General features: G+C 58.0%; 11 protein-coding genes. 9 read left to right on the plus strand and 2 right to left on the minus strand.

The window, feature by feature from the left end:
- Nucleotides 1–38 precede the first annotated feature (38 nt).
- Nucleotides 39–443, plus strand: coding sequence for a hypothetical protein (locus VMY05_09490; GenBank protein HUV31306.1), 405 nt, complete (start codon nucleotides 39–41; stop codon nucleotides 441–443).
- A 144-nt stretch (nucleotides 444–587) separates the two neighbouring features.
- Nucleotides 588–992 (plus strand): hypothetical protein, encoded by a 405-nt coding sequence (locus tag VMY05_09495; GenBank protein ID HUV31307.1) that lies wholly within the window; start codon nucleotides 588–590, stop codon nucleotides 990–992.
- Nucleotides 993–1,013: 21 nt separating this feature from the next.
- Here VMY05_09495 and VMY05_09500 read toward each other — a convergent pair whose 3' ends face one another.
- Nucleotides 1,014–3,035: a S9 family peptidase gene (locus tag VMY05_09500; protein ID HUV31308.1), complete on the minus strand. Its 2,022-nt coding sequence runs from the start codon at nucleotides 3,033–3,035 to the stop codon at nucleotides 1,014–1,016.
- A 252-nt stretch (nucleotides 3,036–3,287) separates the two neighbouring features.
- Between VMY05_09500 and VMY05_09505 the strand changes: the two genes are divergently transcribed.
- Nucleotides 3,288–5,582, plus strand: coding sequence for a thiamine pyrophosphate-dependent enzyme (locus tag VMY05_09505; GenBank protein ID HUV31309.1), 2,295 nt, complete (start codon nucleotides 3,288–3,290; stop codon nucleotides 5,580–5,582).
- 22 nt (nucleotides 5,583–5,604) lie between these two features.
- On the opposite strand, the gene VMY05_09510 is transcribed toward VMY05_09505, so the two are convergent.
- Entirely contained in the window at nucleotides 5,605–7,170 is a 1,566-nt protein-coding gene (locus VMY05_09510) for an oligosaccharide flippase family protein (protein ID HUV31310.1), read from the minus strand.
- A 58-nt stretch (nucleotides 7,171–7,228) separates the two neighbouring features.
- Between VMY05_09510 and VMY05_09515 the strand changes: the two genes are divergently transcribed.
- The 6 genes from VMY05_09515 (at nucleotide 7,229) to VMY05_09540 (ending at nucleotide 13,243) form a co-directional block, all read left to right on the plus strand.
- Nucleotides 7,229–8,428, plus strand: coding sequence for a hypothetical protein (locus VMY05_09515; protein HUV31311.1), 1,200 nt, complete (start codon nucleotides 7,229–7,231; stop codon nucleotides 8,426–8,428).
- A gap of 258 nt (nucleotides 8,429–8,686) precedes the next feature.
- Nucleotides 8,687–8,899, plus strand: a complete 213-nt coding sequence (locus tag VMY05_09520) for a hypothetical protein (GenBank protein ID HUV31312.1) — start codon at nucleotides 8,687–8,689, stop codon at nucleotides 8,897–8,899.
- 91 nt (nucleotides 8,900–8,990) lie between these two features.
- Nucleotides 8,991–10,967, plus strand: a complete 1,977-nt coding sequence (locus tag VMY05_09525; protein HUV31313.1) for a tetratricopeptide repeat protein — start codon at nucleotides 8,991–8,993, stop codon at nucleotides 10,965–10,967.
- A 49-nt stretch (nucleotides 10,968–11,016) separates the two neighbouring features.
- Entirely contained in the window at nucleotides 11,017–11,973 is a 957-nt protein-coding gene (locus VMY05_09530; protein ID HUV31314.1) for a hypothetical protein, read from the plus strand.
- Nucleotides 11,974–12,001: 28 nt separating this feature from the next.
- Nucleotides 12,002–12,760, plus strand: a complete 759-nt coding sequence (locus tag VMY05_09535) for a MotA/TolQ/ExbB proton channel family protein (protein ID HUV31315.1) — start codon at nucleotides 12,002–12,004, stop codon at nucleotides 12,758–12,760.
- Between the two features lie 3 nt (nucleotides 12,761–12,763).
- Nucleotides 12,764–13,243, plus strand: a complete 480-nt coding sequence (locus VMY05_09540) for a biopolymer transporter ExbD (GenBank protein HUV31316.1) — start codon at nucleotides 12,764–12,766, stop codon at nucleotides 13,241–13,243.
- Nucleotides 13,244–13,270: the final 27 nt, after the last annotated feature.

Below are 13,270 nucleotides of genomic sequence, written 5' to 3' on the forward strand. Positions count from 1 at the left end.
GTTACCGGAAGAACGAACAACCACAGGCAGGTGCATCGGTGACTGACTGGAGCCTTGATTACACTATTGACATTGATACGGAGCATGCGGTGGCGCGCGTGAAGATTTATGGGCTCTGGAAGAAAGAGACGGCCGAACGTTATCACCGTGACTTCGCCAAAGCCGTCCAGCCCCTTCTGGGCCGTCCCTGGGCCAAGGTCATCGATCTCACCAAGTGGAAGACTTCGTACGAGATTGTGATCGAGGTGATCGGTCGCCACATGGAATGGAGCCGGGAAAATGACGTCCGGCTCCAGCTGTACATCCTCGACAATCCCAGCACCTTTCGTCAGTTAAACAGGATGTTCGAAAAGGGAGACGTGAAGGCCATCTCGTCCACCTTCCGTAAGCAGGAAGAGGCCGAGCGATATCTCAAAGAAAACTGGATTGAAAAGCAGAGCTGACGGCCGCTTTCACCCATCTCCTGAGGCCCCGGGCGCGGACTGAAGATTTCGCTTGCGCCCGTCCACTGCTGGAGTCTTATTATATTCAGATTGTCCTGCTGAACGTTTCTTTCTCCTGACGCCGAGAACTATCGCCGAGCAATCATGACTGAGTGGAGTATCGAATACACATTTGACGTCGACACCGGGGACCGGATCATCTACGAGAAAATCTACGGCCTCTGGAAGCAGGAGACAGCCGAGCGGTATCATCGCGACTTCATGAAGGCGGTGCAGCTGCTGCTCGGTAAGCCCTGGGCCAAACTCGTCGATCTGGTTAATTGGAGAACGTCGTACCCCCAGGTAACGGACCGCATTGCCGACCATCTCAGGTGGTGCCAAGCGAACAATATGGTGTTGTCCGTCAACGTTCTGAACAACATCAGCACCTACCGGCAACTCAACAGAATGTTTACGGGCGGTGGGACCGGGCCGATCTCGAAGACTTTTAGTACGCGCACCGAGGCCGAAGAATTCCTCAAGGAACACTGGTTCAAGCGCAAAAAGTAGCCCCGCCGGCACCGGCCCTGTCTACCCCCTGAGATACCGGTCAAACCATCTGAGAATCCACTCCAGGCGCGCAATCCGACGATCCGGTCGCCCGTGGCGTGAAAGGCCGTGCGGCTCCTCGGGAAAACGCACCATTTCGACCTTCTTACCCAGAACTTTGAGTTTTACGAACATCTGCTCAGCCTGCTCGATGTTACAGCGCATATCATGTTCGCTGTGGATTATCAGCACGGGGGTCTTCACTTTCTCGAAGTAGGTGATCGGTGAGCACCGGTCGTAGTTCTCACGGTTGGTCCACGGATAGCCCTCAAACTCGCGGCCGAGTGACCACCCGCTGTCGGATGATCCGGTGAACGAAGAAAGCTCCACCACCGAGCGCTGGGTGACGGCGGCGGCAAACCGGTCAGTGTGACCGATAATCCAGTTAGTCATGTAGCCGCCGTAGGAACCGCCCGTCACGCCCATGCGCTTTCGGTCAATAAACCGCTGTTTCTCAAGGTAATCCGCCGCCGCCATGCAGTCTTTGAAATCCAAGTCTCCCCAGCCCCCGGCGATAGCCTCTGCCCAGGTTTTACCGCGGCCGGCGCCTCCGCGCGGGTTAGTGTACAGGACCACGTACCCCTTGGCGGCAAGAAGCTGCATTTCATGGAAAAACGTATGGGCGTACTGAACGCGGGGCCCGCCGTGTATATTCAGGATAGACGGGTACTTCCGCCCGGGTGAGAATCCGGGAGGTGTCACCAGCCATCCGTGCACCAAAGTACCGTCGAACGAACGGAACGTGACCGTCCGCGTCCGGGCCGGCGCGACCTCCGTGCGCAGGAACGGGTTCAGGTCCGTGTGCCGGACGGCTCGCTTCTCTCCTCCGTATGTGGGGGGGCAGGTCATAATCTCGCCCGGCGTGTCGATGTCCGCGTAAATCAGGGCGATGATGCGATTCCTGCCGCTTACCGACAGGCTCTTGAGGTGACATTTGCCTTTGAAAATACAGGTCGGCTTGCCGCCTCGCTTCGGCACGTAGTACGCATTGGTAGCGCCGGTGTCGGATGAGAGAAAAAACAGCCTTTTGCCGTCACGCGACCAGAACAGTGCTCCGGCGTCGTGCACGTCCGACAGGTCGGAAATCGACTGGTCGTAAGCCATCCGGTCGAATCTGCTCATCAGGTCCCGCGCCCTGGGACGACCGTCAACTCCCACCGCCCACACATGCATGTTCGTAACTCCCCAGGCGTCGTCCGGGTTGTCATGTCCCAGGTACGCGATCATTCGGCTGTCAGGGGAGAAGGCCGGGTGGCTGACGGGGCCCGGCGGTGTTTGGACGCGGCGCTCTTTCCCACCCGCCAGCGGAATCACAAACAAATCGTCGCGGAGCACCTCGATGTCCCGGTTGCGCGACCGGTTGGAGACGTATGCCACCCACCTTCCGTTGGGCGAGACCGCCGGGTAGAGATTGTCGTGCTGACCGCCGGTGATTCTGCGCAGTCCGCCCGAAGACACCTCCAGAGTGTATATCTGAAAGCTGTCTTTGGGCAGGTATCCGAGGCCGTCGTAGCGGAAAAACAGTCGCGTGATATGCCGGTAGACCGGGGCTTCCTTTTTCTTCTTCTCATCCTTGATGAAGTGCGAGTCATTGTACCTCAGGGCAAACACGAGGTGTGTTCCGTCCGGGGTCCACTGAAGGTTCTGAATGTGGCCGTCCAGCTCGTTCAGTCGTCTTTCCGCACCGCCCTGCGAGGATATCAGGTAGACGCCTGTTTTCTTGTCCCGCGTGGAGACAAAGGCAAGCCATTTGCCGTCGGGAGACCAGACCGGCTGGCCGTCGGCGTGATCCCCGTGCGTAAACTGGCGCGATTCACGAGCCTTGAGGTCGTGCACAAAGATGTTGGTGATGTAGGTGTTCTTTTCCGCGTCGATACGTTCCACGGTATACGCGAGCAATCGTTCATCGGGACTGAGTGACACGGACGTGGCAATCCTGAGCTTGAACAGATCCTCAGCCGTCAGTTTCCGTCGCCTGGCTTTCCGTCTGGCGGGTCTTGGCATGATATGTTTTTCCCCTTGGCTAACCGTTTGATTGGTAACCCGATATTACGTACTAAGACACTGCCTGACAAGGGATAAATCTGCTGCGGTGCGCCGGGCCTTGCGCAGAAACCGTTTGCGTTTTGTGTGGGAACCCGTATTTTAGCGGCAGCACAGGGTAAGAATCGCTGTTAAATCCAACATGAGTGATCCACGAATTCTAAAATAACCCGACGATAGTCTCCTTCTGCAGATTCCAGGGAGGTTTTCAAGGTGGAAGTTGTTGCCCTCATAGACAAGGTCAGGCACTACGAAGGTAAGGTGCCTGCTCCGTTGAAAGAGAATGAGCCGCTCGAAGCCTATGCCGGCAAAACTCCGGCGGAACTTAAGCGTCTGCTGAAGGTAATGCTGACGGCGCGACGCGTCGAGCGCGAGGAGAAGCTGTTGCTTCGAAAAGGACATAACCGGTTTTTCATCGGCTGCGGCGGGAAGGAACTGATCGACGTTGCTCTCGGGAGCCATCTCAGGCCGGACGATCCCTGGGTGGGCTACTACCGGAACAAGGCCTTTGACTTTTATCGCGGCGCCTCGCTGCAGGACAAAATGCTCGAAGCGATAGGTGACTCGCGCGGCCGTAACAGGGGCCAGCAGATTCCGGCGCACCCCGGTTATCCCGACCTGGCCGTGATTCCCCAGGCCTCGCCTACGGGCGGACACGCCCTCGAGGCGGCCGGCATCGCCGAAGCGATCTCGCACCCGGTGCCGGTTTCCAGGCAGTCCCACCATCCCGGCGGGCGGTATCCCGGGGACGCAGTCACGGTCTGTGCCATTGGTGAGGGTTCCACCTCGGAGTCGGAATTCGCCCGCGCCGTCTTCTACGCCGCGTTCTACAAGGCAAGGGCCATTTTCGCCATATATAACTGCGGATGGGCCATCTCGGTGTCGGTCGAGGAGCAGTTCCCGGAGGGTGACCCCACCACGCCGTTCGAAGGATTCCAGCGCTTCGGGCTGAAAATCCTGCAGGTGGACGGTACCGACGTCAAGGCTTCCCTGGCCGGGGTCGCTGAGGCCGTGGAGTATTGTCGGGCCGGGAACGGACCCGTGCTGATGAACGTCCGCACGACCCGCGAGGGATCACATTCGGGATCCGATGACCAGTCGTTCTACATGGACCCGGACGAACAGGACTGGCACACGCACAATGACTGCATTCTCAAAACGTGCCTTGCATTCATTGAGGACGGTGTCATACAACCGGAGGAAATCGGCCGAATATGGGACGAGTTGGACAAGGACGTGACGGCGGAATCGAAAAAAGCGGTGGCTGCATTCACTCCCAAAACCACCGAACTCATCGAAAGCCTCGTCTACACGTATGACTTTCAGGAGTGCCGGAAAACGTGGAAGCGGTATCGGGATGCGTGCAAGATCAAGCGTGCGGAGAAATTCCGGGAGTTTAGAGATAAGGGCTATTTTGCCTCCGGGGAACTGCCGGAAAACGCCGGCCCCATGACGATGCGTAGCGCTATCAACTACACGCTCTTCGATCTCTTCCTGTTGACCGAGGACGTGATTCTCTTCGGCGAGGACGTGGCCGACTTCTCCGGCCACATGATTGACGAAAGAGAAAAGCAGGCCGGGTTGAAAGGCAAGGGCGGTGTTTTCCTCGTCACCAAGAACCTCCAGCGCGAGTTCGGCAATGATCGGTGTTTCAACACGCCGCTGGACGAGGCCGGTATCCTTGCCCGCGCCTCGGGCCACGTTTACCAGGGACGGCGGCCACTGCCCGAAATTCAGTTCCTGGACTATGTGTCGCCGGCCTACCAGGTGCTCAAGGATCGTATCTGCACCACTTACCAGCGCTCCGGCGGTCTCTTTCGCATGCCGTTGACCATTCGCACCACTTACGGCGGCTACAAGCAGGGGGCGGGGGCGTTCTGGCATTCCGAGGGCAATCTCGGAACCTGGATGAACATACCCAGTCTGCTGATCGCAGTGCCGTCGAACGCCTATGATGCCGCCGGCCTTCTCAAGACGGCCTGGGCGTGCGACGACCCCGTGCTCTTTTGCGAATCGGTCGCCCTGTACAATCGACGCGACTGGGAAGGCGTCCCCATGGAAACAGCCGTTCCGGACATCGATGAGTTGATCCCCTTCGGTGTGGCCAGGGTTTACCACGAGGATCGTACCGATATAGGGATCATCACCTACGGGGCGACGTTCCAGATGTGTCGCCGGGCGGCCGAGCTCGTTCTTGAAGAGGGCATCCAGGTCCGGATTGTGGATCTGCGGACGGTCAAGCCGATGGACGAGGAGGCTATTCTGCAGACGGCCAGGGAGTGCGGCAAGGTGCTTGTCGTGACCGAGGACCGTTTCCCCGGCGGGACCGCGGCCACGATTGCCTCGATCATAACCAGGGGAGAGGGCCTGTATCACCTCGAGGCACCCATCAAGCTCGTCACGGCCATTGATGCCCGCGTTGCCTACGGCGTCGACGGTGATAACGCCTGCCTGCCGACCGTCGACAAGATAGTGACCGCCATCCAGGAGTTGCACCAGGACTACTGAGCGACCTGATTGAACGAGAGGCCTACGTCTTACGGTTGGTCTTCGAGGTCAGCAGGGTGCGCAAGCGGCTGCGGTCCGACGGTTCCAGGACAAACAGGCCGGCGGAAAGCGTAATCAGCGTGACTGCCACGGTGCCGCCGAAGAAGTTCAGCCAGTCGTGGGGCACCAGCCAGGCTCGTGCCAGCAGAGCCGCCGGGACCGCGACGACAGCCGCGCGCAAGCCGCTCAGCAGGCTCGTTCGCAGAATGCGGCCCGGAGAAAGCTCCAGGGCGCGCCCGATGAGCCAGGGATACAACGTCGTATACAGGAGAAGCTGGGGGATGGCCGCCGCCAGGGCCATGCCGGTGATGCCGTAAGGCCCTATCAGAAACAGGGACAGAATAACCTTGGTCGATGCCTCCAGGATGAGAACGTACAGCAGGTACCGGTGCTGCCCGAGGCCGAACAGGATGGCGTTGCCGAGTATCTGCGGAATGAAGACGGCCGTACTGACGGACAGGATGGTCATTACCTCGGCGGCGCCGGCAAACTCCGGCTGAAGCCACAGGCGCACGAACGGCCCGGCCCAGACGATCACGCCCGCCGCTATGAAGAACGACAGGTAGGAAGTGTACTTCACGCCCTTCAGGTAAACCCGTCTGACGGTATCAATGTCGCGGTTCGCCTCCCAGTGTGACACGGCCGAGGTCAGGGGAGAGCCGATCGAGTTTACCGCGTTCCTGAAATACAGCATCATCTGCGCTCCCGGTGCGTACACGCCCGCCGCCGCCGCAGAACTCAGCAGGCCCAGCAACACGGAATCCGTATTGAATATCACCAGCCAGGCGACCGTGATGCCGAACGAAATCCGGGAGTAGCTGATCAACGTCGAGGCCGTCTCCCGGCTGGCCAGACGCAGGTTCGCCGTGATCCGCGGAAACAGCCTGCGCAGGCACAGCACCGTGGCCGCCTGCCGCAAAACACTCACCGCCAGAATGGCCAGGGCCAGCGCCGCCAGTCCGTACCCGTTGGCCAGCAACCAGACGAGCACCACGACCCGGATCACCTCCTCGGCCATCTGCAATACCTCGGTGATGTCGTGACGTTGAAGGCCGCTCAGTGAACCTCCGAACGGCAGCAGATAGAACCGTACGCCGAGGTAAACGCCGACCACTATCAAGGCCGTCCGCCCCTCCTGAAGCAGCATGGCGTTCTCGATCCTGAAATACTGAAACAAAAACGTTGCCGTGAAGTAGGCAGCGACTATTATTATCGTCCCGAGAGCAAGATAGATAGCCCAGCTCGTGTTCAGTACCCGGTTAACGTTGAGAAAGTCGTTCTGTCCCAGAAACCGGGACAAGTATCGGACAAGTGCTCTCTCGAGACCGAAATCGAGCAGCGAAAGATAGTTGATGGTCTGGAAGACAATGACCCAGACCCCGTAGCGGTCGTCTCCGAGAACTGACGTAATGTACGGGATGAAAAACAGGGCGATAAGAATTCTCAGCCCGTATCCGGTCCAGGAGGAGAAGATATTGCGGACCAGTTGGCGTCGCTGCAGAACCATTACCATCAGTAGTTGCCGTTCGGAAAGACGTAGTATACCCATTGTCAGAGGGCCCGGCAACGCTTTGTTGCCTCGCGGCATCAGAACGTTACGACCGGGCTTGGGATGGCAGGCCGCCGTCGTCTGTGCCTGCGTGCTGGTGCTGGTATCGGCTGCGCTTGACGGATGTGGCGGGCCGCCGTCACAAATCGCTCCGGGAAAGCCCGGTGCGTCGTCAGCCCTGCCGCCGCGACCGGTCGATTTCGGCATGGCCGTGCCCTACCCGGTCGCGCTGCCACCGGACAGCGCCGACTGGCGTCCCGTGATCGGTATTGACAGTATCATCCCGCTGGTGTTGACGGTCGACGTCGGCGGCGACGTCACGGATGTCGGAGCGGTTCGCGGCGCCGACACTGCCTTCGCCCCGTACTACGACCGGTATCTGAAAGCCTGCCGATTCGAACCCGGTCTGGCTGGTGGCTCGGCGGTTGCTTTTCGGTTGCCGATACTTCTGCACCTGAGATCCTGGCGAAAGAGGCCGCTGGTTGCTTTTCCCGTGAATCAAGGCCGGGAGATCGTCAACAGTGCCCTGTATTTCGAGGCCTTTGAGCTTAACGGCGTTACGCATGCCGGCCTGGAGTGGTTTCCTTCATACTTTCATCTGCCCGCGCGGCAGGACGGGTCATCTGCGGTCAAATTTGTCCTGGCCGAGCTTGACTTCGACACCACCGGTCGGCCCCAGCAAATCAGTCTGCTTCGAACCACCTCTCCTGATTTTGCCGAGCAGATTCTGACGGCTATGAACTGGGCTCGGTATACCCCCGCCAAACGGCGCGGGCAGCCCGTGCCCGGCCACGGTATCATGGCTGTTCTTCTCTTCACCGAGATTGCCTACCCCGCGCCACCCGTTTCCCCCGATCAACCGGACACATCGGACCTGCTGCACGCCGTTCGCGTTCGCCTGGTGCCGGCCGAAATCGGCCTGCTGATGCCGGCCGTCCCGCGCAACGCTCGGCAGGGCCGGCTGACGCTTTCAGGTTTTTCCGGGACGTTGCGAACCAGGGTCGGCGCGACAGCCATTATTGACACGCTGGGTAAAGGGCACCTTCGCGGCGTCAGCGACGGGACCCCGCGGCTGAGAACCGTGTGTGATTCAGTGATTCAACAATTGCGATTCTACCCTGCTTTTGACTTCATGGGTAACCCGCGCGCCTTCACCGGCCTGATGTATATCGAGTTCACCGGTAGTACAACCGTACGAATTGACTTTGCCTGGCTGAATCAGCCGACTTTTCGGCGACCCTCGCAACCAGTTGACTGACATACAGATACCTCCCGCTACGGGCAGTCTCGCGGCAGCCTGATCGCACAATCTGCGCTCTGCCGATCCGGAAGTGTGGGCGCGTTTCGAAATGATTCACGTAAGACGTTGTCATATACCAGGTTATATTGCCCGATCGGCGGCTGCCGGAGACGGGCATGGTTTTTGTCCTTTATTTCAGAAAGATGATATCGAAAACGTTCCCAGTGCAATTACCTGTGCCCTTGAAAGGAATTGCGCCGGAACCTGTATAACTAGATGGAGGAGACAATGGTGTTGGCAACAAGACTCCTCGACGCGTTCTCAACACTGGTGATTGTCATCGCAGGCGTTTATGTTGAGATCACCTTTGCCCACCTCTTGACAGATGTGTGGAAGCTTGTTGTTGCAGGCGTCGTGCTGGCGCATGTTGTTCTGCAAGCAGAGAGAGTTTTACTGAGGCTGCCCAGAGAGAAAGTTGAGAATGTGTAGCCCGAATGGGCTTGCTGATAATTCTCTTGACTTGGGTGGATTATTCTGTATTTTAGCTGGACTGTGCTGGTTATAGACGAGGGTGAATACGTTGAAAGACCGCATCTTACCGATATTGCTCGGCTCGTGCTTCGTGATTCTTGTCACGTTCGCGCTGGTGCTCAGCCAGGTCATCAAGCCGGAGATTCAGCAGTGTATCGAAGACGGTGACACCGAGAAGGCGATTGCGCTCCTGAAAGCGGAAATAGAGGCGGATCCGTCTTACCACATGAATTACTACGTGTTGGGGCAGCTCTACTATGACTGCGACCAGTACGCTCTGGCTAAGGAACAGTTTGAAGATGCCCTGGATAAAAAGAGCAAGCATTACGAATCTCTTTACTATCTCTCACGCTCGCTCATCATGCTCGGCGAGCTTGACGAGGCCGGGGAGGCAATACAAGAGGGGCTGAAAAAGGCCAAGAAACTCAAGGCCCAGTTCGAGAACGGCCTGGGCCTCCTGAGCATGGCCCGTGAAGATTACCAGGAGGCCGACCGGGCCTTCCGTCGCGCGCTGGCAGAGAGCGACCGAGTCGAAGCTGATAAGCTCAAGGACCTCAGGAACGCACCCATTTCTGAGGAGGACCGGCAGCTGGTGATTGACTCGCTCCGGGCTGAGCACGCCAGTCAGAACGCCGAGTACCACATCAACCTGGGAGACGCCAACTTCTTCCAGGGTGTACCGTCATTGGCCGCCGTTGAGTACGAAAAGGCTCTCCAGGTCGATACCGGTTCGCTGGAGGTCTACTACCACTGGGCCGAGGCCTGCCTCGACATGAGGGACTACAACTGCGCCATGGAGAAGCTGAGAGTTGTCCTTACGAAGGACAGCACTCACGCCCAGGCCTGGATGCGGGCAGGCGGCATCTACTTCAAGGCGGCCCTCTCGTCGCGAACGCGCGCCGAACGGGAGGAGCGTTTCAAGGAAACCATCGGGTCGTACAAGCGCTACCTCGAGTTGTCTCAGGCCCAGCCTGACTCGTCCACGGTTCGCCCGTTTTTCGAGTTGGCTATGGCCTACACGAATATTTTCGGCTATGAGGAAGCGGTCGCGTACTTTGAGCAGGTTCTCGGTATCCCCTATGAGCCGAGGGATGTGTATTTCTATTACGGTAAGGCTCTATGGGGAATCCGACAGTTCGCGAAGGGCGCAGAAATGCTGCTTCGGCATCTGGACTGGATTAAAGAGCAGCCTGCGGAGTATTCCACCGCTATACAAGATGCTGAAGTTTATCAACTTCTCGGCGACTGCTATTTCTATCAGCAGCCGAAGGACTTCTCGAAGGCCATCAAGTACTACAAGCAGTCGCTCGAATCGGCTCCCGATCAAAAGCGGGTCCTGCAAAACACCGCTGTGGCTTACCACAGTGTCCAGAGCTACGTTCAGGCCATAGAGTTCTACGACCGCCGGATCGCCCTCGGCATCGACAGCGCTTCCGCCAGCATTTACAAGAACGCCGGCTACTGTGCTCTCAATATCGCTAATGCGCAGCGAAGCGATGAAGGCGACCTGGATATGGAGGAAGAAGAGGAAGAGCTGGCCGGCCCGGATCCCGACACGAACTTCTACGAGGTCGCGATCGGCTATCTGGACCATTACCTTGAGTATAGCTTGAATGATGACAGAGTCGTCTTGCTTGTTGCCAATACGTATCTGTATCAACTTGCCGACTGCGCCAACGGCGTGACCTATTTCGAACGACTCCTGGCTCTGGACCCCTCCAGTTGCGTGGCCAAGAAGTCGCTCGGTTACGCCTACTTTGGCGGTGTTTGCGAGAAGAACTACACCGAGGCACTCGGGTATCTCACGGACGCGTACACCTGTGTTACCGATTCCGGGGGGCCCTGTGCCGACAACGACATTACCAAGTGGATCGCCCAGTGTTATCACCTGCGGGCCGTTGAGACCAAAGGTGAAGCCAAGGCTGATTTCAAGAACGCCTTTGATTGGTATGCCAAGGTGCTGCAGTGCGATCCGAGCGACACTGAGGCCAAGGAGGCGCAGGACAACATAAGGTACGAGTATTGACGACGTGTCAACGGGCAACCGCATTCGTACGTAGTGGACTGGAGTCGGCATGACTGAAGAGGACAAAAAAGAGACGGCACGAAAACGCATCACCGATCTGCAGCGGATGAAGTTTATCGGGTTTGAGGTTTTTCCCGGGAAGCCGAAGGATCTGTTCAAGAGCGAGGATGAAAAGTCTGAGTTCGAAAAACAGGCCCGCGACCGGCGGGGGAAAGGCGCGTCGACCCGGCTGGACAGCAAACTCCTCGAAGAGCGGATGTCCTTCAAAGAGCGGATTGTTCTCGCGTTCGCCAGTGTCATCGTCTGGGCGGCGCTTTTCTTCCCCTGGTACTCCGCGTATACCGAGGTCGCTGACGAATCTCCGGCTGCTGTAACTGAAGAGCCGGCCGATTCCCTGATGGTGGGGGACAGCGCGCTGGCGGCGATGGCGGCAGCTGATACCGCCGCCCTTTCAGCCCCTGTCGAAAATCAGGAGGACCCGGCCGGGACGTCTGAACAATCCGAGGCGACGCCCGCTCAGGAGATGTCCTCACAAAGCAACGAGGAGATTCTCACCGGGCACATGGCTCGCCGGAGAGTTCGTCGGGAATACGATCGTCTCTCCGGGATCAGTTCCTTCATTGCCCTGGGATCGGTCGGTTCGCACGTGTTTACGTCCGGGGCAGTCCTTGTCCTGACGGGCATCATCTTCCTGCTCTACGGGCTTCTGTGTCTGGTGCTGCCGGCACTCACCCTGTACTGCCTGTTTGGGCTGAAAGGGTCCGCCGACGAACAGGCCGTGAGGATAAAGAAATATCTGAGGTTCAACTGGTTGCCTCTGGTGCTGTTCTTTCTTGCGGCGTTCCTGTCGTTTTTCGGCGCCGACTACGGTGAAGGAACGGCGGGATTGTATGCCAGCCTGGGAGACAGTTATGGCCCCGGAGTGTTCCTTGCAACGCTCTCGTGGGGCGTGTTCATAACGCTGGCCGCCTCGATTCTGGTGGCCGTCAAGGCCGTGGAAATCTAATTCTGTGTAAGTTGGAGGATAGTAACAAGTGGTTAAGCAAACACTCTTCGTAACGCTCAACGCCATCGTCGCCTTTGCTATCGGATTCGGTCTCTGGTACGGAGTGTTCAGGACGTCTGAATCGCCGATCATCCATTCCATTTATCAGGGGGGTCCGCTGGTAGTGCTGTTGATCATGATCCTGATCATGTTGCTTGTCTTCGTGATCGAGCGCTATTTCTCACTGTACTCAGTCGCCAAGGGCCGCAGTTCGGTCCAGGTGTTCTTCAAGAAGCTTGTGACCCTTCTCCAGACCGATGACTACGAGGGCGCCCTGGCTGCCTGCGACAAACAGCGCGGTACTACTGCCAACGTCCTTCGATCCGGCATTGAACGCTACAGGGATCTCAGGAGCGATGCTTCCATCGACGCCGACAAGCGGCTTCAGCTCACGCAGTCAGCGATTGAAGAGGCCAACGCCCTCGAGGGTCCGCTGCTGGAGAGGAATCTTATCGCCCTGTCAACCATCGCCTCGATTGCCACCATGGTGGGTCTGCTCGGCACGACCATCGGCATGATCCGCGCCTTTGCCGCCACCGGCAACGTGGAAGGCGGTGTTATCGATGCCACCCAGTTGGCGGTCGGAATCTCCGAGGCGCTGGTCAACACCGCCGGCGGTCTGACCTCCGGGATCCTCGGGATCTTTTTCTACAACTTCTTTGTAAACAAGGTGGACGCCTTTAATTACACTACTGACGAAGCCACGTTTGAGGTGTTACAGATTCTGAAGACCAAAGAAGGCAAGTAAGCCATGGGGATTAAGAAAAAGCGTCGGATCTCCATCAGGATCGATATGACGCCTATGGTCGATATCGCCTTCCTGCTGTTGATCTTCTACATGGCCACCACTCAGTTCAAGCCGCCGGAGGCGCGCGCGGTCGAGTTGCCGCAGTCGCACTCGCAGATTGAGCTGCCGGACAAAGACGTTATTAATATCACCGTTACCAAGCATGACTCCATCTACGTGGACTACGTGCAGTTGGTGAACATCAACATTGACGGCCAGGACATTCAGACCAAAGGGCGCGTGGTGCGCACGTGCGATATTTATAACGTGTCCAGCGAAATCCTCCGGGCGCGCAGCAAAAATGTCCGGGCCCTGGTCGTGATTAAAGCCGACCGGGACGCAGGCTTCGGGGTGATGCAGGATGTTATGCGGTCGATGCAGGAAAACCACCTCGAACGCTTCCTCATCATCACCGACAACGAGATGGAGGAGGCCGAAGCCTGATGGTTCACCGTCGTGTGACCCGCTGGT

The sequence above is a fragment of the Acidobacteriota bacterium genome (assembly GCA_035529075.1).
In the GTDB taxonomy this organism is placed as follows: domain Bacteria; phylum Zixibacteria; class MSB-5A5; order GN15; family FEB-12; genus DATKXK01.